This window comes from Cupriavidus sp. 2SB, from assembly GCF_005503625.1.
Taxonomy (GTDB): domain Bacteria; phylum Pseudomonadota; class Gammaproteobacteria; order Burkholderiales; family Burkholderiaceae; genus Cupriavidus.
Map to the genome: position 1 here is coordinate 1 of NZ_SCMX01000095.1, position 23,409 is coordinate 23,409.

At 61.0% G+C, this 23,409-nt stretch carries 17 protein-coding genes and 1 tRNA gene; 1 reads left to right on the forward strand and 17 read right to left on the reverse strand.

All coding sequences use genetic code 11. The features are described from left to right. From FFS21_RS28220 to recQ, 5 genes are all read right to left on the reverse strand, one after another. On the reverse strand, window positions 1–581 hold a 581-nt coding region (locus tag FFS21_RS28220), incomplete at its 3' end, for a GTP-binding protein (RefSeq protein WP_137928001.1). A gap of 77 nt (window positions 582–658) precedes the next feature. Beyond that, window positions 659–2,767 carry an elongation factor G gene (gene fusA / locus FFS21_RS28225; RefSeq protein WP_137928002.1) on the reverse strand — a complete coding sequence of 703 codons (2,109 nt, stop codon included), beginning with the start codon at window positions 2,765–2,767 and terminating at the stop codon, window positions 659–661. Window positions 2,768–2,885: 118 nt separating this feature from the next. Beyond that, window positions 2,886–3,356: a 30S ribosomal protein S7 gene (gene rpsG / locus FFS21_RS28230; RefSeq protein WP_066734316.1), complete on the reverse strand. Its 471-nt coding sequence runs from the start codon at window positions 3,354–3,356 to the stop codon at window positions 2,886–2,888. A 204-nt stretch (window positions 3,357–3,560) separates the two neighbouring features. Then, entirely contained in the window at window positions 3,561–3,938 is a 378-nt protein-coding gene (gene rpsL, locus FFS21_RS28235; protein WP_006576501.1) for a 30S ribosomal protein S12, read from the reverse strand. Window positions 3,939–4,242: 304 nt separating this feature from the next. Further along, the gene (gene recQ / locus FFS21_RS28240) at window positions 4,243–6,090 is read right to left on the reverse strand and encodes a DNA helicase RecQ (RefSeq protein WP_137928003.1); all 1,848 of its coding nucleotides are present in this window, start codon (window positions 6,088–6,090) and stop codon (window positions 4,243–4,245) included. Between the two features lie 219 nt (window positions 6,091–6,309). Here recQ and pdxR point away from each other — a divergent pair, with 219 nt between their 5' ends. Further along, a complete protein-coding gene (gene pdxR / locus FFS21_RS28245; protein ID WP_137928004.1) occupies window positions 6,310–7,794 on the forward strand; it encodes a MocR-like pyridoxine biosynthesis transcription factor PdxR in 1,485 nt (494 codons plus the stop codon). Window positions 7,795–7,822: 28 nt separating this feature from the next. Here the strand turns inward: pdxR and FFS21_RS28250 are convergent, their stop codons facing one another. From FFS21_RS28250 to FFS21_RS28305, 12 genes are all read right to left on the reverse strand, one after another. Continuing rightward, complete coding sequence (locus tag FFS21_RS28250; RefSeq protein ID WP_237380194.1) at window positions 7,823–8,170, reverse strand: c-type cytochrome; 348 nt, start codon at window positions 8,168–8,170, stop codon at window positions 7,823–7,825. Between the two features lie 18 nt (window positions 8,171–8,188). After that, window positions 8,189–9,748, reverse strand: a complete 1,560-nt coding sequence (locus tag FFS21_RS28255; RefSeq protein ID WP_137928005.1) for a nitrite reductase — start codon at window positions 9,746–9,748, stop codon at window positions 8,189–8,191. A gap of 766 nt (window positions 9,749–10,514) precedes the next feature. Next, window positions 10,515–14,756 (reverse strand): DNA-directed RNA polymerase subunit beta', encoded by a 4,242-nt coding sequence (gene rpoC / locus FFS21_RS28260; protein WP_137928006.1) that lies wholly within the window; start codon window positions 14,754–14,756, stop codon window positions 10,515–10,517. 114 nt (window positions 14,757–14,870) lie between these two features. After that, on the reverse strand, window positions 14,871–18,977 hold the full coding sequence (gene rpoB / locus FFS21_RS28265; RefSeq protein WP_137928007.1) for a DNA-directed RNA polymerase subunit beta: 4,107 nt from the start codon (window positions 18,975–18,977) through the stop codon (window positions 14,871–14,873). Between the two features lie 446 nt (window positions 18,978–19,423). Beyond that, window positions 19,424–19,798 carry a 50S ribosomal protein L7/L12 gene (gene rplL, locus FFS21_RS28270; protein WP_010810464.1) on the reverse strand — a complete coding sequence of 125 codons (375 nt, stop codon included), beginning with the start codon at window positions 19,796–19,798 and terminating at the stop codon, window positions 19,424–19,426. Window positions 19,799–19,858: 60 nt separating this feature from the next. Then, on the reverse strand, window positions 19,859–20,380 hold the full coding sequence (gene rplJ, locus FFS21_RS28275) for a 50S ribosomal protein L10 (RefSeq protein ID WP_130393182.1): 522 nt from the start codon (window positions 20,378–20,380) through the stop codon (window positions 19,859–19,861). A gap of 391 nt (window positions 20,381–20,771) precedes the next feature. Then, complete coding sequence (gene rplA / locus FFS21_RS28280; protein WP_137928008.1) at window positions 20,772–21,467, reverse strand: 50S ribosomal protein L1; 696 nt, start codon at window positions 21,465–21,467, stop codon at window positions 20,772–20,774. Then, on the reverse strand, window positions 21,468–21,899 hold the full coding sequence (gene rplK, locus FFS21_RS28285) for a 50S ribosomal protein L11 (protein ID WP_010810467.1): 432 nt from the start codon (window positions 21,897–21,899) through the stop codon (window positions 21,468–21,470). A gap of 160 nt (window positions 21,900–22,059) precedes the next feature. Continuing rightward, on the reverse strand, window positions 22,060–22,641 hold the full coding sequence (gene nusG / locus FFS21_RS28290) for a transcription termination/antitermination protein NusG (RefSeq protein WP_137928009.1): 582 nt from the start codon (window positions 22,639–22,641) through the stop codon (window positions 22,060–22,062). A 9-nt stretch (window positions 22,642–22,650) separates the two neighbouring features. Beyond that, complete coding sequence (gene secE, locus FFS21_RS28295; protein WP_137928010.1) at window positions 22,651–23,031, reverse strand: preprotein translocase subunit SecE; 381 nt, start codon at window positions 23,029–23,031, stop codon at window positions 22,651–22,653. Between the two features lie 59 nt (window positions 23,032–23,090). Further along, window positions 23,091–23,166: transfer RNA gene (locus FFS21_RS28300), tRNA-Trp, on the reverse strand. Window positions 23,167–23,250: 84 nt separating this feature from the next. After that, window positions 23,251–23,409 (reverse strand): EF-Tu C-terminal domain-related protein (locus FFS21_RS28305; RefSeq protein WP_502705172.1); only part of this gene is annotated, 159 nt, incomplete at its 5' end.

Genomic DNA, 23,409 nt, shown 5'->3' on the forward strand with positions numbered 1-23,409 from the left:
AGAGCCATGATCGCGCCTTCGCCCAGGTCGCCCTTGTCGCCTTCCAGCGCCAGCTTGGCCGAACCCTTCACGATCGGCGTGTCATCGCCCGGGAAGTCGTACTTCGAGAGCAGTTCGCGCACTTCCATTTCGACCAGCTCGAGCAGCTCGGCGTCGTCGACCATGTCGCACTTGTTCAGGAACACGATGATGTAAGGCACGCCAACCTGGCGGGCCAGCAGGATGTGTTCGCGCGTTTGCGGCATCGGGCCGTCTGCAGCCGAGCACACCAGGATCGCGCCGTCCATCTGCGCGGCGCCCGTGATCATGTTCTTCACATAGTCAGCGTGGCCCGGGCAGTCAACGTGGGCGTAGTGGCGGTTCGCCGTTTCGTATTCCACGTGTGCGGTGTTGATCGTGATGCCGCGTGCCTTTTCTTCCGGCGCTGCATCGATCTCGTCGTACTTCTTGGCCGAGCCGCCGAACTTCGCAGCCAGCACCGTGGCAATTGCTGCCGTCAGCGTCGTCTTGCCATGGTCAACGTGACCAATCGTACCTACGTTCACGTGCGGCTTGGTCCGCTCGAACTTTTCCTTTGCCATGTTTCAGCTCCTAATGGAATTCAGTGTGATTCGATTCATTGGCCGCCATGCGGGTCACGCATGGCGGCAAAGCTTTATTACTTGCCCTTGGCCGTCATCACGGCTTCGGCGATGTTCTTCGGTGCTTCGGAGTAGTGCTTGAACTCCATCGTGTACGTGGCGCGACCTTGCGTGGCCGAGCGCAGCGACGTGGAATAACCGAACATTTCCGACAGCGGGACTTCGGCCTTGATGATCTTGCCGCCGCCAACCATGTCGTCCATGCCCTGCACGATGCCGCGGCGGGACGACAGGTCGCCCATCACGGTACCCGTGTAGTCTTCCGGCGTTTCCACTTCCACGGCCATCATCGGCTCCAGCAGAACCGGGCTGGCCTTGCGCATGGCTTCCTTGAAAGCCATCGAGCCGGCCATGCGGAACGCGTTTTCGTTCGAGTCCACATCGTGGTACGAACCAAACGTCAGCGTGACCTTCACGTCCACAACCGGGAAGCCTGCCAGGATACCGGCCGGCAGCGTGTCGACAATACCCTTCTCGACCGCCGGGATGTATTCGCGAGGAATCACACCGCCCTTGATGGCGTCGACGAATTCGAAGCCCTTGCCCGGCGTTTGCGGTTCCAGCGTGATCACGGCGTGACCGTACTGGCCGCGGCCGCCCGACTGCTTGACGAACTTGCCTTCGACGTCTTCGGCCTTCTTGCGGATGGTTTCGCGGTAGGCAACCTGCGGGGCGCCGATGTTGGCTTCCACGCCGAATTCGCGCTTCATGCGGTCGACCAGAATTTCCAGGTGGAGCTCGCCCATGCCCGAAATAATGGTCTGGCCCGATTCTTCATCGGTACGCACGCGGAACGAAGGATCTTCAGCAGCCAGGCGATTCAGGGCGATACCCATCTTTTCCTGGTCAGCCTTGGTCTTCGGCTCGACAGCCTGCGAAATCACCGGCTCCGGGAACACCATGCGCTCCAGCACGATCGGCGCAGCCGGATCGCACAGCGTATCGCCCGTGGTGGCGTCCTTTAGACCCACCGCAGCAGCGATGTCGCCAGCCAGCACTTCCTTGATTTCTTCGCGCTGGTTCGCGTGCATCTGCAGAATACGGCCCAGACGCTCCTTCTTCTGCTTCACCGGGTTGTACACAGTGTCGCCCGAGTTGATCTTGCCCGAGTACACACGGAAGAAGATCAGCTGGCCGACGAACGGGTCGGTCATGATCTTGAACGCCAGCGCCGAGAACTTCTCGCTGTCGTCAGCCTTGCGCTCCAGCTTCTTCTCGTCGTCGCGCTCATCCGTACCCGTAACCGGCGGAATGTCGACCGGCGACGGCAGGAAGTCGATCACGGCGTCCAGCATACGCTGCACGCCCTTGTTCTTGAACGCGGTGCCGCACAGCATCGGCTGGATTTCGCAGGCAATGGTACGGTCACGCAGCGCCTTGACGATCTCGGCACGGGTCAGCTCTTCGCCACCCAGATACTTTTCCATCAGCTCTTCGCTGGCTTCGGCGGCCGACTCGACCATCTTCTCGCGCCATTCTTCGGCGCTGGCCTGCAGCTCGGCGGGGATGTCCTGGTACTCGAACTTCACGCCCTGGCTGGATTCGTCCCAGATGATGGCCTTCATTTCGAGCAGGTCAACCACGCCCTGGAAGCCGTCTTCGGCGCCAATAGGCACCACGACGGGAACCGGATTGGCCTTCAGGCGGGTCTTCAGCTGGTCGTAGACCTTGAAGAAATTCGCGCCGGTACGGTCCATCTTGTTCACGAATGCCAGACGCGGCACGCGGTACTTGTTGGCCTGACGCCAGACGGTTTCCGACTGCGGCTGCACGCCACCCACTGCGCAGTAGACCATGCAGGCACCATCCAGCACGCGCATGGAACGCTCCACCTCGATGGTGAAGTCCACGTGGCCCGGGGTGTCGATGATGTTGAAGCGGTGTTCCGGGTAGTTGCCGCCCATGCCCTTCCAGAAGGCCGTGGTGGCAGCGGAGGTGATCGTGATGCCACGCTCCTGCTCCTGCTCCATCCAGTCCATGGTGGCCGCGCCATCATGCACTTCACCGATCTTGTGGTTCACACCGGTGTAGAACAGGATACGCTCGGTCGTGGTGGTTTTACCCGCGTCAATGTGAGCCGAAATACCGATATTGCGGTAGCGCTCAATGGGAGTCTTACGAGCCACTTTAATCCTCTATTTGTCCGAGAGGCGCTGGAATCTCATCCGCTGCGCCCTTAACACAAACGGGCGAATTGTGTGAAAACACAACCCGCCCGGCAACCAACAGTGTTTTTCGCGCGCTTTAGAAGCGGAAATGCGAGAACGCCTTGTTGGCTTCGGCCATGCGGTGCACTTCGTCGCGCTTCTTCATTGCGCCACCGCGGCCTTCTGCAGCTTCCATCAGCTCACCTGCCAGGCGCAGCGCCATCGACTTCTCGCTGCGTTTTTTCGCGGCCTCGCGCAGCCAACGCATCGCCAATGCCAAACGACGCGACGGACGGACTTCGACCGGAACCTGATAGTTGGCGCCGCCCACGCGACGGCTCTTCACTTCCACCACCGGCTTCACGTTGTTGATCGCAACGGAGAACACTTCGATGGGGGCCTTGCCTGCCTTCTTTTCGATCTGGTCGAACGCGCCGTACACGATACGTTCGGCAACCGACTTCTTGCCGTCCAGCATCAGCACGTTCATGAACTTGGCAACTTCAACGTTACCGAACTTCGGATCAGGCAGAACATCCCGCTTGGGGACTTCACGACGACGTGGCATCTTCTTTCCTTAAGATTCAGTTGAGAGGCGGGTCAAAATTTCCGCTCTCCGGCCACCAACTAGCTTGTCAATCGCTTGGACAAATTCGCCGGGTGACCACTTACTCGACGGCACGGCGCGAAAAACGCTCCGTTGTACCGCCGCCTGGTGACAGCACCATGACTCGCGCCAGGGCTATCGGATATTGCTTGCAGCGAAGAAAGCTTAGGCAGCCTTCGGACGCTTCGCACCGTACTTCGAACGGGCCTGCTTGCGGTCCTTCACGCCTTGCAGATCCAGCGAGCCACGGACGATGTGGTAACGCACACCCGGCAAGTCCTTCACACGGCCGCCGCGAATCAGCACGACCGAGTGTTCCTGCAGGTTGTGGCCTTCACCGCCGATATACGAAATGACTTCGAAACCGTTGGTCAGGCGCACCTTGGCGACCTTACGCAGTGCCGAGTTCGGCTTCTTCGGCGTCGTGGTGTACACGCGGGTGCACACGCCGCGACGCTGCGGGCAGTTCTCAAGCGCCGGGCTCTTGCTCTTGATGACCTCAGAGACACGCGGCTTGCGAACCAGTTGGTTGATAGTTGGCATTGTTCAATCCAGCTTGGTTTTACACAAAAACACCCCTGCGCCAGCAACTGGCCAAGGGGCAACAACGGGTTTTGGGCGGGAGAGGTGAGCGGACGCTCGGAGGAAGGGCTGTGGAATGACAGACTTACCAAAGAGCGCGAGCTCGCCGGGATCCCGCTGCCGTCCTGCCTGGCCGGGCGCCTGGGGCACCACTCAGCCGACGGACGAGCGAAATCCGAAGCCAAAAACTCGAATCTGGCACTCTATCAGCGGGATACGCAACGGTCAAGGGGTATACGCGGCGTATACGTCTACAACCTTGCGCTCAAACCCCGCGCAGGGTTTCGAGGATCTCGTCGCCGTAGCGCTCTAGCTTTGACGCCCCGATACCGGGCACTTCGGCCAGTTCGTCGAGAGATTCCGGACCACTGCGCGCAAGTTCGGCAAGCGTTGCATCGTGAAAGATCACGTAGGCCGGCACCCCATGTTCCTTGGCCGTGGCGGTACGCCAGCGGCGCAGCGCCTCCCAGTTGGCGAGCGTATCCGGGTCCATCGTTGCGGTGTGATCGGTGCGCGTGCCCTTCGATGCGCGCTCGCCCGACTTTGGGGGCTTGCTCATCTGACGCCGCAGCGTGATCGACCGACCACCCTTGAGCACCTCTCGCGCGGACTCACCCAGCAACAGTGCGCCGTGTCCGCCGTGATCGATCACAAGCAACCCATGTGCGATCAACTGGCGGAATACCGCGTGCCACTCGCTCACCGCCATGTCCTTGCCAATGCCGAATGTCGACACCTTGTCGTGCCCCCATTGGCGAATTTTCTCGCTGGCGTTACCCCGCAGCACATCGATCAGATGCGTGGCGCCAAAGTGAACGCGGCTGGCCTGCGCCGTGCGGTAGACGCAAGACAGCGCCATCTGCGCCTCGCGCGTGCCATCCCAGGTGGCGGGCGGCTCCAGGCAGGTATCGCAGTTTCCGCAGGGCTCGGATGCTTCCTCGAAGTAAGCCAGAATCCGCACCCGCCGGCAGCCGGCTGTCTCGCACAAACCCAGCAGCGCGTCGAGCTTGGACGATGACACGCGCTTGTGGGCATCGTCTGCTTCCGACTCGTCGATCATCCGCTTCTGCTGCACCACATCGCCCAGGCCGTAGGCCATCCAGGCGTTCGCCGGCAAACCGTCGCGGCCGGCACGGCCGGTTTCCTGGTAATAGCCTTCCATGCTCTTTGGCAGGTCCAGGTGCGACACGAAACGGACGTCGGGCTTGTCAATGCCCATGCCGAACGCGATCGTTGCCACCATCACGATGCCCTCTTCCTCGCGGAAGCGCGCCTGATGGTGTTGCCGCACTTCGGCATCCATGCCGGCGTGGTAACCCAACGCCTTGATGCCATGGCTGGACAGCCACGCCGCCGTGTCCTCGACCTTCTTCCGGGACAGGCAATAGACAATGCCGCTGTCATGCCCGCCCTCGCCGCTCATGTGCTCGGCCTTGATAAAGGCCAGCAGTTGCTGGCGGGCGTTGTCCTTTTCGACAATCCGATAGCGGATGTTGGGGCGGTCGAAGCTCGAAATGAAGACCCGCGCATCGTCCAGTGCCAGCCGCTCGACGATCTCGTTACGCGTCAGCGCATCGGCCGTGGCGGTCAGCGCGATCCGTGGAACGTTTGGAAAGCGTTCATGCAGCACGGACAGCTGTATGTATTCAGGCCGGAAGTCATGACCCCATTGCGAGACGCAGTGCGCTTCGTCGATCGCGAACAAACCCACGCGCGCCCGATCGAGCAGATCGAGAAAGCGCGGCGTCATGAGCCGCTCGGGCGCCACGTAGAGCACATCGAGCCGCCCGGCCAGCAGATCGCGCTCGACCGCCGATGCCTCGCTGCCGCTCAACGTGGAATTGAGCACGGCGGCGCGCACGCCGGCCTCGGTCAAAGCCGCCACCTGATCCTGCATCAGCGCGATCAGCGGCGAAACGACGATACCGATGCCGTGTCCGGCCTGCTGGCGCAGCAACGCCGGAATCTGATAACAGAGCGATTTGCCGCCGCCCGTGGGCATCAACACCAGGCAATCGCCGCCCTCGGCCACGTGGTCGATGATTTCCGCCTGACGGCCACGGAAGGCATGGTAGCCAAAGACTTCTTTGAGGATCGCCAGGGCTTGCGACATGGACAGCGGGAGGACGGGGAGCCAGGAAAGGCGTAACCATACCACTCCAACGCATGCTCGGCGGCAGTGACAACGTCACCTGATTCACAAAGCCCAAAAACGTGTCACGGCAATCGCCACACCCTTGCCTCAGCACAACTGAATGCGTGCAGCCTGCAGCTAGCATGAGGGAAAACGGCTGACGCACATGACGGACGTCGGCCGGGACAAGCTCTCCCCATGCAACGCCACTCATTTGAACTGCCTCTTGTGCTCGATCGGGAAAGCGGCGAGCCGTACAAGCGCCAGATCGGCAAGCAGATCGAATGGCTGATTCTGTCTGGTCGGCTGCAGCCTGCTGACCGGCTGCCTTCGATTGCCTGCCTGACATCGATGCTCCACGTCGCGCGCAACACTGTGCTCGGCGCCTATGAATGCTTGATCGATGCCGAACTGGTGCGCGGCGAGGCAAATCGGGGCTTCTTCGTGGCAGACAATGTGCCGCGTGCGGCAATGCCCACGCCACAGCTACCCACAACACCCAGGGACGCGCTCGCCACACCTTCGTTCGGCAAGCACTTTCCAATACTCGGCTCGACAGGCGTGCATACCTTGCCGCCCGCCGCACCGGTGCGTTTCGATTTCAGGATCGGGCGCCCTGCGACCGACGCCTTTCCTGCGCGGCGATGGGCGGCACTATCCAGTACGTTGCTGCGGCAGATGAGCCATGCCGTCAGCGACTACACGCCGCCCGAAGGATTGTGGGGATTACGTACCGGCATCGCCGATCATCTCGCAGCGACGCGGGCGCTCGCTGTCGACCCCGAACAGATCATCATCGTAGCCGGTGCGCAGGAGGCGCTGCATCTGGCGGCGGCACAGATGGTCCGACCGGGGAGTCGCGTGGTTGTGGAAGCGCCAGGTTACGCAGGCTTCTGCAATCTCCCCCAACTGGCGGACGCATCCCCTATTGCACTTCCCGTCGATACCGATGGACTCTGCACCGATGCCTTGCCACTCGGTCCGGCATCGCTGGCCTACGTCACCCCATCGCACCAGTATCCGCTGGGCGTGACGATGTCGATGTGCCGGCGGCGCGCCCTGCTCGCCTGGGCAGCACGCTCCGGCGCGTGCATCGTGGAGGATGACTACGATGCAGACTTTCGCTACGAGAGTTCGCCACTGCCGCCATTGATGGCGATTGATCCATCACGCGTCATCTATGTCGGGACGTTTTCCAAGGTATTGGGACCCGGCACGCGGCTGGGCTTCATGGCGTGCCCGCCTCACCTCGTGGAAGTCATGGCGCGGCGCAAGGCGTTACTGAATCAGGGATGTCCGTGGCTGGAGCAGGCCGTGCTGGCCAGATTGCTCGAACGCGGCGACTACAACTGGCACGTCTATCGGCTGCGGCAACGTTATCGCGCGCAACGTGATGTGCTTGTCGAAGGTATCCGCAACATCTGGGGCAATACCTGCGAGATCGTCGGACCAGGTGCGGGATTGCATCTCGCGCTGCGTCTGCCGCTGCATGGCCCCGATGCCAGGACGATTGCGCATGGCGCGCTACGATGCGGCCTCCGCGTCTACACACTCGAAGAGGCGGCGTGCCGGCATGGCGAAGTATGGCAAGGTCACACGCTGCTGCTCGGTTATGCATCGATGAATGCCGGGCAGATTGCCGAAGCCATGACGATGATGCGGGCAGTTGTCGATCGCGCGTAGTGCTCGATCGACAACTGCGCCTGGATGGCTACCGCCTGCCGCCCATCGCGCCAAAATGACGCGCCAGCGCATCGATTGCGGCGTCGCTCAACGGTTCGGCCATCGGGCGCATGACCGCGTCCTGACGATCCCCGCTGCGGAAGTCCCGCAACTGCTTGGCAAGGTACTCGGCGTTCTGCCCTGCCAGATGCGGATACATGCCGACGCTGCTGATACCGTCGATGCCATGGCAAGCGGCGCACAGCGGCACGATGCTGGAGAGATTGTCGTCGAGCTTCGTGCCGTCTTTTCCGTCAGCGGCGTACGCGGCGATCGTCCATATGGACGCAGCCATAAAACCAAGGCCAAGCACCCCTTTTTTGAACTCGTTGTTCATGATGGTCGGCTCCCTGTCTCAATGCTTGCGAGTGGGTGGCAAACCCACCGAAATCCACTGCGTGCGCGCACGCGAGAAGATGCCTGCCGGGCTTTCCATCTTGTGTTCTGCCACCAGTTGCAATGTCTTGCTGTCGTAGACGCGAATCCGATCACCGTAGTACCCAGCGCTCACGTAGAGATACTTCCCGTCGCGGGTGTACTCGGGAAAGAACGCGTGGCCGCCTGCATCGAGCGTCTTCACCACTTCCAGTGATTGCTTGTCGATCAGCTGGATCTGCGAAGCCTTCTTGTCCTTGCTGACGATATCGACCGCCACATACGGTGCATCCGGATGCGCCGCTGGCGATTCGGTCGGTCCTGCGACCTGAATGTTCTTCACCACCGAGAAATCTTTGGTGTCCCAAACCGTCACGACATCCCCCTTGTCGCACTGGCCGATATTGGTGCCGAACGCGAGCATCCGCCCGCCGATCGGCGTCACGGCACCGGAACCCACATGAGGCTGGCACCCCGCCGGGATATCCCGCGCGACCTTGTCTTCCTTGAGATCGATCGCCACGATCTTGTTATCGCCATAGGAGGCCACCATCGAGTACCGTCCGTCCGGCGTCAGGAACGTGTCGTGAAGCATGCGTCCCACTTTCTCCAGCTTGGTCACGGGCATACCTTCACGGTCGGGGTCCACGATCCAGATCTGTCCCGCTTGCCTCAAGGTCAAGGCGAACTTGTTATTGATGCGGCTGCCAATCACCGGGCCACCCGCCGATGGGATGAACTTGCCGTCCGGATCCGTCCCCTCCAGCTTCAGATGCTTCACTGGCTCCAGCGTATCCGCCTTCATGATGACCACCTGGTTGGGCACGAAGGAACTGGCTGCCAGCCATTTGCCATCATTGGACAGCGCGATGCCCGGACCCGTGAGTCCGGTCTTGATCTTGCGCGTGATCTTGAGCGAGTACAGATCGATCTTGTAGACGTATCCGTCATCGCTCTTCAGCCATCCCCAACGCGGGTCCACCGGACTGAAATCGAGAATGTGAGGCGCCATCGGCGTGGCGATCTCGCCCACCACCTCATTCGTCTTGCCATTCAGGAACACCGTCTTGGCATTGTCCTTGCCAGTCCCCTTGCCATAACGCCCACGTGCCATGACGGCCATGAGGTCGTAGACGGAATCGATCTTGTATGTCGGGCGGGACGGCAGCTTCGATTCGTCGACGAGTACTTCCAGGCTATCGCGCACCTGTTGCATCGACCATTGCGGATCGCCAACAGCCTGCGTCTTGATGAATGCCGATACGAGCCGGATGTCCCCGTCGGACATGCGTGAGTGGAACGGCGGCATCAGCGTATCGGGGATGCCGGTCATGATCGTGCCGCGCAGCGCGGCTTCGCTCTGCACCAATCGATCCTTGTTCAACGCCGGACCGACATAGCCACCGCGGCTGGCTGAGTGACAGACCGCGCAGTTGGCCTGGTACAGCCCTTCTGCGCGCTGCAGATCGTCGGCGCTCATGGCAAACAGCGCCGACGACATGCCGGTCAACAGGACCGTCGCTGATACGAATTTCAACATCACTTACCTTCCATGAGGAGTCCCCCGTGATTTCGTGGTGTACGTGCAAGTCTGGACTCTCCTGTGACAGCGCACAGGGGATGGAAGCGGTGCTCGGATGGGTACGGATGCTACGCAGTTCGTTGCTACAGATCAGGACCAAATAGAGAAAAATGCACGCGCCCCCAGGTGAACGGATTGCCCAAGGATCGTCCACATGCTTCGTCACAGTCCGGTGCTAGCGTCCACCAGGGAGGGAGATGCCGCGCGCCGGCCATGCCTCGCGGTAATTGGGGGGAGGCACCGGGGGCGGCATGCCTGCCGGCGTCGTACTTTGACGTACCGCATCGATTTGACGCTGGCGCGCACGATCCTCAAGATGTGCGCAAACCCCGGCCACTCCATTTCCCGCCACACAGTCGTAGTGCTGCTCGAAGTGGCGACGCCGTTCGTCTTCTATCGTCGCGGGCGCTCCAGGTGAAAGATCGAGTGAAAAGCGATCATTGGTGGACGCCGCCTGCACAGCGCTCAAGTCAATAACGGCAACGAACGTCGCAACGGTGACGATTACTGTCGACACACGACAACGTGTACTCATCGGGGGAAGGTGAAGCATGGCGAGGCAGGAAACGTTGCGGAAGATACTGACGCCCTACCGTCGACGACGTGCATCCGTGTTGACCCACTGCGGCATGCTGCGCGCTCAAGAGAAAGCAGACGAAAAAAAACCCGGTTCGATGAACCGGGTTTTTTACTGCTTCAATACTGCTGGATCAGGACATCGCGATCAGACTGCGTCGCCATCACCCTCGGTCGCCTGCACCACCAGCGGCTCGATGAAGAGCGATTGCTCTTCATCGGAGATCGCCTGGGCGCGTTCGCGTTCTGATGCCTCGCGTGCCTTGCGGGCACGGTGGTAGGCCAGACCAGTACCGGCCGGGATCAGACGGCCGACGATCACGTTTTCCTTCAGACCACGCAGGTCGTCGGTCTTGCCCATGATCGCGGCTTCGGTCAGCACGCGCGTCGTTTCCTGGAACGATGCCGCCGAGATGAAGCTGTCGGTAGACAGCGACGCCTTGGTAATACCAAGCAACAGGTTGTCGTGGATGGCCGGACGCTTGCCTTCGGCGATCACGCGATCGTTCTCGTCGAGCAGCTCCGAACGCTCCACCTGTTCACCCGGGATGAACTTGGAGTCGCCCACATCGGCAATCTGCACGCGGCGCAGCATCTGACGAACAATCACTTCGATGTGCTTGTCGTTGATCTTCACGCCCTGCAGACGGTACACGTCCTGCACTTCGTCCACGATGTAGTGTGCCAGCTCCTCGATGCCCTTCAGGCGCAGGATGTCGTGCGGGTCCGCCGGACCTTCCACGATCATTTCGCCCTTGTTCACCACCTGGCCATCGTGCACCAGCACCTGCTTTTCCTTCGCGATCAGGAACTCGTGGGCGTTGCCGTCCAGGTCCGTAATCACCAGGCGCTGCTTGCCCTTCGTATCCTTACCGAATGACACCGTACCGGTGACTTCCGCCAGCACGGCGGCGTCCTTCGGCGAACGGGCTTCGAACAGTTCGGCCACACGCGGCAGACCACCGGTAATGTCGCGGGTCTTCTGCGATTCGGTCGGGATACGTGCCAGCACTTCACCCACGTGTACTTGCTGACCGTCCTTCACGGTAATCAGCGCGCCCACCTGGAAGCCGATGGTCACGGAGTGATCCGTACCCGGCAGCTTCACTTCCTGGTTGTTCGCGTCGAGCAGGCGCACCTGCGGGCGCAGGCCCTTGGTAGCAGCCGTACGGCGCTTCGCATCGATCACCACGAGGGTCGACAGGCCCGTCACTTCGTCCATCTGCTTGGCGACGGTCACGCCTTCTTCCACGTTCTCGAACTTGATCGTGCCCGAGTACTCGGAAACGATCGGACGAGTCAGTGCATCCCACGTAGCCAGCTGCGTACCAGCCTTGATGGCCTGGCCGTCCTGCACCAGCAGCGTGGCACCGTACGGGATCTTGTGGCGCTCGCGCTCGCGACCGTGGTCGTCCGTGATCAGTGCCTCGCCCGAACGCGAGATCACGATCAGTTCGCCCTTGGCGTTCGTCACGTAACGCATGGTCGCCGTGAACCGCACCGTACCGGTAGCCTTGGCTTCCACGCTCGATGCCACTGCCGCACGCGATGCCGCACCACCGATGTGGAACGTACGCATGGTCAGCTGGGTACCCGGCTCACCAATCGACTGTGCAGCGATCACACCCACTGCTTCACCCGAGTTCACCAGCACGCCACGGCCCAGATCGCGGCCATAGCACTTGGCGCACAGGCCGTAGCGCGTGTCGCATGCCAGCGGCGTGCGCACCTTCACTTCGTCCACGCCGATGCTGTCGATCAATTCGACCAGATCTTCGTCCAGCAGCGTGCCGGTTTCGATTGCCGTTTCCTGGGTCTCAGGATTCACGACGTCCGCCACCGTCACACGGCCGAGGATACGATCGCGCAGGGCTTCGATCACTTCACCGCCTTCGACCAGGGCCTTCATGGCCACGCCGTTGGAGGTGCCGCAATCGTCTTCCACCACCACCAGATCCTGCGTCACGTCAACCAGACGACGCGTCAGGTAGCCCGAGTTCGCGGTCTTCAGTGCCGTATCCGCCAGACCCTTACGTGCACCGTGGGTCGAGATGAAGTACTGCAGAACGTTCAGGCCTTCACGGAAGTTCGCCGTAATCGGCGTTTCAATGATCGAGCCGTCCGGCTTGGCCATCAGGCCGCGCATACCCGCCAGCTGACGAATCTGTGCCGCGCTACCGCGAGCACCCGAGTCCGCCATCATGTAAATCGAGTTGAACGATTCCTGCTTGACCGTCGCACCGGTGCGATCGACCACGTCTTCGTGCTGGAGCTGTTCCATCATCGCCTTGCCCACCTGGTCGCCTGCGGCGCCCCAGATGTCCACGACGTTGTTGTAACGTTCCTGGTCCGTCACCAGACCCGACATGTACTGCTTGTCGTATTCCTTCACCTTGGCAGCTGCGTCGGAGATGATCTTCTCCTTCTGCGGAGGCACCAGCATGTCGTCGATCGCGATCGAGATACCGGCGCGCGTAGCCAGGCGGAAGCCCGACTGCAGCAGCTTGTCAGCAAAGATCACCGTTTCGCGCAGACCGCACTTGCGGAACGCAGTGTTGATCAGACGCGAGATTTCCTTTTTCTTCAGCGGCTTGTTCAGCACCGAGAAAGGCAGGCCCTTCGGCAGGATTTCGGACATGATCGCGCGGCCGACCGTGGTGGCCTGCAGCGTGATCTTCGGTGCGAAGCGGGCATCGCCCACTGCGTCCTTGTCCACCAGCACGTACTCGGTGATCCGCACGTTCACACGCGAGGCGAGTTCGACTTCCTTGTTCTCGTAGGCGCGGATGACTTCGCTGATGTCAGCGAACGTCATGCCTTCACCCTTGCCGTTGATCTTGTCGCGGGTCGTGTAGTACAGACCCAGCACCACGTCTTGCGACGGGACGATCGACGGATCGCCGTTGGCCGGGAACAGCACGTTGTTGGAGGCCAGCATCAGCGTGCGGGCTTCCATCTGGGCTTCCAGCGACAGCGGTACGTGAACAGCCATCTGGTCACCGTCGAAGTCGGCGTTGAATGCCGCGCAGACCAGCGGATGCAGCTGGATGGCCTTGCCTTCGATCAGCACCGGCTCGAACGCCTGGATACCCAGGCGGTGCAGCGTCGGCGCACGGTTCAGCATCACCGGGTGCTCGCGGATCACCTCTTCGAGGATGTCCCACACCACAGGCGTCTGGCTTTCCACTTCCTTCTTCGCCGCCTTGATCGTGGTGGCGATGCCCATCGTTTCCAGCTTGTGGAAGATGAACGGCTTGAACAGTTCGAGCGCCATCAGCTTGGGCAGGCCGCATTGGTGCAGCTTCAGCGTCGGGCCCACCACGATGACCGAACGGCCCGAGTAGTCCACGCGCTTGCCCAGCAGGTTCTGACGGAAACGGCCGCCCTTGCCCTTGATCATTTCAGCCAGGGACTTCAGCGGACGCTTGTTCGCACCCGTCATGGCCTTGCCGCGACGACCGTTGTCCAGCAGCGAGTCGACGGCTTCCTGCAGCATGCGCTTTTCGTTGCGCACGATGATTTCAGGGGCCTTCAGCTCCAGCAGGCGCTTCAGACGGTTGTTACGGTTGATGACGCGACGATACAGGTCGTTCAGATCCGACGTGGCGAAACGGCCGCCATCGAGCGGAACCAGCGGACGCAGTTCGGGCGGCAGCACCGGCAGCACTTCCAGGATCATCCACTCGGGCTTGATGCCCGAACGCTGGAACGCCTCGAGCACTTTCAGGCGCTTGGCGAACTTCTTGATCTTGGCTTCGGAACCCGTGGCCTGCAGCTCGGCGCGGATCTGTTCGATCTGCTTCTCGATGTCGATGCCGCGCAGCAGTTCACGGATGCCCTCGGCACCCATCATTGCCACGAACTCGCCTTCGCCGTACTCATCGCACTTCGCGATGTAGTCGTCTTCCGACATGATCTGGCTCTTCTTGAGCGGGGTCATGCCGGGTTCGAGCACCACGAATGCCTCGAAGTACAGCACGCGCTCGATGTCGCGCAGCGTCATGTCCAGGACCATGCCCAGACGCGATGGCAGCGACTTCAGGAACCAGATGTGCGCGGTCGGCGCGGCCAGTTCGATGTGGCCCATGCGCTCACGGCGCACCTTGGCCAGCGTCACTTCAACGCCGCACTTCTCGCAAATCACACCACGGTGCTTCAGGCGCTTGTACTTGCCGCACAGGCACTCGTAGTCCTTGATCGGGCCAAAGATCTTGGCGCAGAACAGACCATCCCGTTCCGGCTTGAACGTACGGTAGTTGATCGTTTCCGGCTTCTTCACTTCGCCATACGACCACGAACGGATCTTCTCGGGCGAGGCCAGGCCGATCTTGATCGCGTCGAACTGCTCTTCCTGCTGAACCTGCTTAAAGAGATCGAGCAATGCTTTCATTGCAACTCCTTGTTTCGCCACCGGCCCGGAGTCTGTCCGGTACGGCGGCATTCAATCCTGTGGGAAACCTGCACTGGTGGGAGGCAACCGCGGCTGCCTCCCGATCGAACCGGATCAGAAGCGATCCAGATCGATGTCGATACCCAGCGAGCGGATTTCCTTCACCAGCACGTTGAACGATTCCGGCATGCCGGCGTCGATCGAGTGCTCGCCCTTGACGATGTTTTCGTACACCTTGGTACGGCCGTTCACATCATCGGACTTGACCGTCAGCATTTCCTGCAGCACGTACGACGCGCCGTAGGCTTCCAGTGCCCACACTTCCATCTCACCGAAACGCTGGCCACCGAACTGGGCCTTACCGCCCAGCGGCTGCTGCGTCACCAGCGAGTACGGACCGGTCGAACGCGCGTGCATCTTGTCGTCGACCAAGTGGTGCAGCTTCAGCATGTGCATCACACCCAGCGTGACCGGACGCTCGAAGGCTTCGCCCGTGCGGCCGTCGTGCAGCGTGACCTGCTGCTTCGAGGCCGTCAGACCCTTCTCGCGAGCGATCTCTTCCGGATAGGCCAGGTCCAGCATGCGACGGATTTCGTCTTCATGCGCACCGTCGAACACCGGCGTGGCGAACGGCACACCCTTCTTCAGGTTGGTGGCCAGTTCCAGCACTTCAGCGTCGCTGAGGCTGTCGAGGTCTTCCGGCTTGCCGCTCTCGTTGTAGATCTGCGCGAGCAGCGGACGGAGTTCCGTTGCACGAACGTTAGCCTTGAGCATGTTGCCGATGCGCTCGCCCAGACCGCGCGCGGCCCAGCCGAGGTGGGTTTCGAGAATCTGACCCACGTTCATCCGCGAAGGCACGCCCAGCGGGTTCAGCACGATGTCCGCCGGCGTACCGTCGGCCATGTACGGCATGTCTTCGATCGGAACGATCTTCGACACCACACCCTTGTTACCGTGACGACCTGCCATCTTGTCGCCCGGCTGCAGGCGGCGCTTGACGGCCAGGTACACCTTGACCATCTTGATCACGCCCGGCGGCAGTTCGTCGCCCTGCGTCAGCTTCTTGCGCTTCTCTTCGAAGGCCAGGTCGAACTCGTGGCGCTTCTGCTCGATGGCTTCCTTGACGGCTTCCAGCTGGGCAGCCAGTTCCTCGTCGGCCGGACGAATGTCGAACCAGTGGTACTTGTCCAGGTCCGCCAGGTATTCCTTCGTCAGCTTCGCACCCTTGACCAGCTTCTTCGGACCGCCATTGACGGTCTTGTCGATCAGCAGGCGCTCCAGACGCTGGAAGGCATCGCCTTCCACGATACGCAGCTGGTCGTTCAGGTCCAGGCGGTAGCGCTTCAGTTCGTCGTCGATGATCGACTGCGCACGCTTGTCGCGCGTCACGCCTTCACGCGTGAACACCTGCACGTCGATCACGATACCGCTCATGCCCGACGGCACGCGCAGCGACGTGTCCTTCACGTCCGAAGCCTTCTCGCCGAAAATCGCGCGCAGCAGCTTCTCTTCCGGCGTCAGCTGGGTTTCGCCCTTCGGCGTGACCTTGCCCACCAGCACGTCACCAGCTTCCACTTCGGCGCCGATGTACGTGATGCCCGACTCGTCCAGGCGCGCCAGTTGCGCTTCGGCCAGGTTCGAGATGTCGCGCGTGATTTCTTCCGGTCCCAGCTTGGTGTCACGGGCGACGACCGACAGTTCCTCGATGTGGATCGAGGTATAACGGTCTTCGGCAACCACACGCTCCGAGATCAGGATCGAATCCTCGAAGTTGTAGCCGTTCCACGGCATGAACGCCACCAGCATGTTCTGGCCCAGTGCCAGTTCACCCAGGTCGGTGGAGGCGCCGTCGGCGATCACATCGTTGCGCGCAACGATATCGCCAACCTTCACCATCGGACGCTGGTTGATGTTGGTGTTCTGGTTCGAACGCGTGTACTTGATCAGGTTATAGATGTCCACGCCAACTTCGCCGGCCACGGCTTCGTCGTCGTTCACACGAATCACCACACGCATCGCATCGACGTAATCCACCACGCCGCCACGCATCGCCTGCACGGCCGTACCCGAGTCAACGGCCACGGTGCGCTCCACGCCAGTACCCACCAGCGGCTTGTCCGGACGCAGGCAAGGTACGGCCTGACGCTGCATGTTCGCGCCCATCAGTGCACGGTTCGCGTCATCGTGCTCAAGGAACGGCACCAGCGAGGCAGCAGCCGACACGATCTGCGACGGCGCCACGTCGATGTACTGCACGCGGTCTGGGGTCACCATGCGGGTTTCCCGCTCGGAACCCTCACGCGACGACACCAGTTCGTCGATCAGCGTGCCGTCTGCATCGACTGTCGCATTGGCCTGCGCCACCACGTACTTGCCTTCCTCGATGGCCGACAGGTAATCCACCTGGTCGGTCAGCTTGCTGTTCTCCACCTTGCGGTACGGCGTTTCCAGGAAGCCGTATTCGTTCAGGCGAGCATACAGTGCCAGCGAGTTGATCAGACCAATGTTCGGGCCTTCCGGCGTTTCGATCGGGCACACGCGGCCATAGTGGGTCGGGTGCACGTCACGGACTTCAAAGCCGGCGCGCTCGCGCGTCAGACCGCCCGGGCCAAGTGCCGAAACACGGCGCTTGTGGGTAATTTCCGACAGCGGGTTGGTCTGGTCCATGAACTGCGACAGCTGCGACGAACCGAAGAACTCGCGAATCGCCGACGAAATCGGCTTCGAGTTGATCAGGTCGTGCGGCATCAGGTTCTCGGTCTCGGCTTGGCCCAGACGTTCCTTGACCGCACGCTCCACACGCGACAGGCCGGCGCGGAACTGGTTTTCGGCCAGTTCGCCAACGCAACGCACGCGACGATTGCCCAGGTGGTCGATGTCATCGACTTCGCCCTTGCCGTTACGCAGGTTCACCAGGATCTTGATCGTCTCGAGGATGTCCTCGTCCTGCAGCACCATGCTGCCTTCGCCGCTCGGACGCGACAGACGGCTGTTGACCTTCATGCGGCCAACGCGCGACAGATCGTACGATTCCTCGCTGTAGAACAGGCGCTGGAACAGCGCTTCCACTGCGTCTTCGGTGGGCGGTTCGCCCGGGCGCATCATGCGGTAGATGGCGATACGCGCTGCCGTCTGATCGGCGGTATCGTCGGCACGCAGCGTCTGCGAGATGTACGGACCTTGGTCGAGGTCGTTCGTGTACAGCGTCTGGATGTTCTTGACGCCCGCTTCGCGCAGGTTTTCCAACAGCGTCTCGGTCAGCTCGTCGTTGGCGTTGGCGATCACTTCACCGGTGTCCGGATCGATGATGTTCTTGGCCAGCACGCGGCCGAGCAGATAGTCCTCGGGCACGCTGATCAGCTTGGTGCCGGCGGAATCCAGGTCACGGATGTGCTTGGCGTTGATCCGCTTGTCCTTCTCCACCACGACACGGCCATTCTTGTCGACGATGTCAAAGCGCGCAACTTCACCGCGCAGACGCTCGGGCACGAACTCGAGTTGCGCGCCTTCGCCTTGCAGCGTGAAATTGTCGAACACGAAGAAGTGAGCCAGGATCTGTTCCGGCGTCAGGCCGATCGACTTCAGCAGGATCGTCACCGGCATCTTGCGGCGGCGGTCCACACGGAAGTACAGGATGTCCTTCGGATCGAATTCGAAGTCGAGCCACGAACCGCGGTACGGAATGATACGTGCCGAGAACAGCAGCTTGCCGGAGCTGTGCGTCTTGCCCTTGTCGTGTTCGAAGAACACGCCCGGGGAACGGTGCAACTGGCTAACGATGACACGTTCGGTGCCGTTAATCACGAAAGAACCGGTCGACGTCATGAGCGGAATTTCGCCCATGTAGACTTCCTGTTCTTTCACTTCCTTCACCTTGCCCGGGTTCTCGCGATCGTTGATGATCAGTCGAACCTTGGCACGCAGCGCCGAGTGGAAAGTCAGGCCGCGCTGCTGGCATTCCTTGACGTCGAACGGCGGGTTGGAAAGGTGATACGAGACAAACTCCATACGGGCAAGCCCGTTATGGGAGGAGATTGGGAAGATTGCGTTAAACGCAGCTTGCAGACCCTCGCTCTTGCGACGCGCGGTCGGCGTTTCCGCTTGCAAAAACTGGGTGTAGGATTCAATCTGTGTTGCAAGCAGGAATGGAACCTGATGAACCGTAGCACGCTTCGCAAAGGATTTGCGAATGCGCTTCTTTTCGGTGAAGCTGTACGCCATGGGATCTCCGAATCATCGCAGGGCAGGCTGGACCTGGCCGGCACCTGAGGTGTTCAGCGACTGGGAGGGGATTTGGCGGTTGGCCGCTACCAACCTCTGGCTGACGGTACCCGCACGCTGCGGACGGTGTGGTCATTGCACGGCGCAATGCCTGTACGCGTCCGGGGGATACCCGACCAAACTTGTCTTCTGCAGTCGGTTCAGAAGACAAACATCAGCAACCACCTAGTGTGCCACTGATGTTTGGCTTCTGCTAAGGCAGCGAAGGATTTCGCACTGCCAAGCATACGCTACTTCACATCTTTCGCTTCCTCTCCTCGTCAAGGAAAGGACATTACGCCCCAAGGTGCACCTCTAAACACACCCACACAAGCGCAAAAAGGCTGGCGCCGGGATTCTCCCTTTGCCAGCCCCATCCGCGTGCCCGAAGGCACGCGCGGTACCACTTACTTGACGTCGACCTTCGCGCCAGCGTCTTCCAGCTTCTTCTTGGCTTCGGCAGCAGCGGCCTTGTCCACGCCTTCCTTGACGGGCTTCGGTGCGCCATCGACCAGGTCCTTGGCTTCCTTCAGGCCCAGACCGGTGATTTCGCGAACAGCCTTAATCACGCCGACCTTGTTGGCGCCAACTTCGGCCAGGATCACGTTGAATTCGGTCTGTTCTTCAGCGGCAGCGGCACCGCCAGCGCCCGGGGCAGCAGCAACAGCCATGGCTGCAGCCGACACGCCAAACTTCTCTTCGAACGCCTTGACCAGGTCGTTCAGTTCCATCACGGACATCGCGCCAACGGCTTCCAGGATGTCGTCTTTAGTGATTGCCATTTGGAATACTCCTACTAGATTTGATTCGGGATCGGTAATGCGATCTGTTTAAGCGAGGGCTCAGGCAGCCGGGGCTTCCGCTTCCGCGGGAGCACCTTCGGCCTTCTTGGCAGCCACAGCAGCCAGCAGGCGGGCGAAGCCCGACACCGGCGCTTGCATCACGCCAAGCAGCTGAGCAATCAGTTCGTCACGGCTCGGGATCGAAGCCAAGGCCTTGACGGCGCCAGCATCGAGAACGTTGCCGTTGTACGACCCTGCACGCAGGACCAACTTGTCGTTGGTCTTGGCAAAGTCGTTCAGAACCTTGGCCGACGACACTGCATCTTCGGAAATACCGTAGATCAGCGGGCCGGTCATCTGCTCTGCGAGGCCTGCAAACGGCGTACCTTCGACGGCACGGCGGGCCAGCGTGTTCTTCAGAACACGCAGGTACACGCCTTGCTGACGAGCGGTGGAACGCAGCTTGGTCAGATCGCCAACCGTAATGCCGCGATATTCGGCCACGACGATGGTCTGGGCCTTGGCGACTTGCGCCGAAACCTCAGCAACGACGGCCTTCTTATCTTCAATATTGAGTGGCACGGTTAAGCTCCAAAACGATGCGAATGCACCGGAAAACCGGCTCAATCACATCAGTCCAAACGAACGGCGTCCGATTGGCCCGAATCCCCCGGGGTCCTACCCGGCGTCATCAATCCCTTCGGGTGCGCCATCTGCGCTGGCAGACCGGCGATCATCGGAGCGAGCTCCGCATGGCGCCGACCGATTAAGTCCACGCTGCCGAGGCGGCATGAACACCAGCGGTCTTTGATAACCAGCGGCACCTCCCTCACGTCAAGCGCGAGGCTGATGCCACTGCCCAAAGCCTTCCTCCGTCGCCTTCCGGCGCTGGAGTCGACTGCGGCAACACCGCAGTCTTCAATTCCTGCCCTGGCGGGCGTTATCGGGTTCCTGCCAGGTGGCTGCCGTCAGCTTAGGCCGACAGCGAGGTCTGTTCGACGCGAACGCCAACGCCCATCGTGGACGACACGGCGATCTTGCGCAGGTACACGCCCTTGCTCGTAGCCGGCTTCGACTTGACCAGGGCGTCCAGCAGGGCGGCCAGGTTGCTCTTCAGCGCGGCGTCGTCGAACGAGCGACGACCGATGGTGGCGTGGATGATACCGGCCTTGTCGACGCGGTATTGCACCTGACCAGCCTTGGCGTTCTTCACAGCCTGGGCGACGTCCGGCGTCACAGTGCCAACCTTCGGGTTCGGCATCAGTCCGCGCGGGCCCAGGATCTGGCCCAGCGTACCCACGATACGCATCGTGTCCGGCGAGGCGATCACGACGTCGAAGTTCAGATTACCGGCCTTTACTTGCTCTGCCAGGTCTTCCATGCCAACCACGTCAGCGCCAGCAGCCTTGGCGGCTTCGGCCTTTTCGCCTTGGGCGAACACAGCCACGCGCACCGACTTGCCGGTACCAGCCGGCAGCACTACGGAACCACGCACAACCTGGTCCGACTTCTTGGCATCGATGCCCAGTTGCACGGCCACGTCGATCGATTCGTCGAACTTGGTCGAGCCGCAGCTCTTGACCAGGCTCAGAGCCTCGTCGATCGGGTAAAACTTGGTACGCTCGACCTTCGCCTTGTTAGCGGCGACGCGCTTCGAAACCTTAGCCATTTACAGACCCTCCACGGTGATGCCCATCGAACGCGCCGAACCAGCGATCGTACGCACGGCGGCGTCGAGGTCAGCGGCGGTGAGGTCAGCATTCTTTGCCTTGGCGATTTCTTCAGCCTGGGCACGGGTGATCTTGCCAACCTTGTCGGTATGGGGCTTCGGCGAACCCTTGGTGATGCCTGCTGCCTTCTTGATCAGCACGGTCGCCGGCGGCGACTTCATCACGAACGTGAAGCTCTTGTCGGCGAAGGCAGTAATCACCACCGGCACCGGCAGACCGGGTTCCATACCCTGGGTCTGGGCGTTGAACGCCTTGCAGAACTCCATGATGTTCAGACCGCGCTGACCCAGTGCGGGACCAACGGGCGGGGAGGGATTTGCCTTACCAGCTGGAATCTGCAGCTTGATAAAGCCAATGATCTTCTTGGCCATATTTACTCCAATCCGGACCCGTTCCTGTTTCGGAATCAGATCCTGTTGAGTGGTAACGCGCTATCGCCATGCCAGGCATGACCTCACGCTCCTCTTCGGGCCAGCCGTAACTGACCCTTTTTCCACCCTCCCCCTTACGGGCGACGGCAGTGAAAAATCCTTAAACCTTCTCGACCTGGCCGAACTCCAGTTCGACCGGCGTCGCACGTCCGAAGATCGTGACGGTCACGCGCAGGCGCGACTTTTCGTAATTCACTTCTTCGACGTTACCGTTGAAATCGGTGAATGGGCCATCCTTGACACGCACCATTTCGCCCACTTCGAACAACGTCTTGGGACGCGGCTTCTCGACCCCTTCCTGCATCTGGGTCATGATCTTGTCGACTTCCCGTTGGGAGATCGGACTCGGGCGATTGCGCGCGCCGCCAACGAAACCAGTGACCTTGCTGGTGTTCTTCACCAGATGCCACGTCTCGTCGGTCATTTCCATCTCGACCAGCACGTAACCCGGGAAGAAGCGGCGTTCGGTGACGGACTTTTGCCCGCCCTTGATTTCCACGACTTCCTCCGACGGCACGAGGATGCGACCAAACTTGTCCTGCATCTCGGCGCGTTCGATGCGCTCTTGCAACGCGCGCTGCACGCTCTTTTCCATGCCGGAGTAAGCGTGTACCACGTACCAGCGCTTCTTCGATGAAGGCGATTCCGATGCCGTGGCTTCCTGCTGAGCGTTATCCGTCATGTCTACCTCTTATTTCCAGCCCAGCACGAGCGAGAAGATTACCCACTCGATGAGCTTGTCCGCCGACCACAGGAAGAGCGCCATAACGACGACGAAGACAAAGACGAGTCCCGTCATTTGTCCGGCTTCCTTGCGCGTCGGCCAGACGACCTTGCGAACTTCCCGATACGATTCACGGGCAAATCCCACGAAGTCCTTGCCAGGCGCGGAGATAAGTGCCACCACTACGCCCAGCGCGATACCGGCGAACAGTGCGGCGCCGCGGACGTAAGAGGGCTGCTGGGCCAGCGCGTAGAAACCGATGACTCCGGCTACCACCAGGAGCACCGCCACGACGAGCATTACTTTGCCGCTCGAGGCGCCTACGGTTTCGACATTGGGATTAGCCATGTTTCGCAAACGAGACTAAGCCGCGTCACGAGTCTTCATCGCGACGCGGCTGATTGATTTGGCAGGGGCAGAGGGAATCGAACCCCCAACCTTCGGTTTTGGAGACCGACGCTCTGCCAGTTGAGCTATACCCCTAAAACAACTTGGGGTTAGCCTAAGCCAACCCCCTGGCAAACGAACGCGACCGGTTGGTATCGCGCTCGCCAGTTCGACAAAAACTTAGTCGAGGATCTTTGCCACAACGCCGGCGCCGACGGTACGGCCACCTTCGCGGATAGCGAAGCGCAGGCCTTCTTCCATGGCGATCGGGGCGATCAGCTTGACGGTGATCGACACGTTGTCACCCGGCATGACCATTTCCTTGTCCTGCGGCAGCTC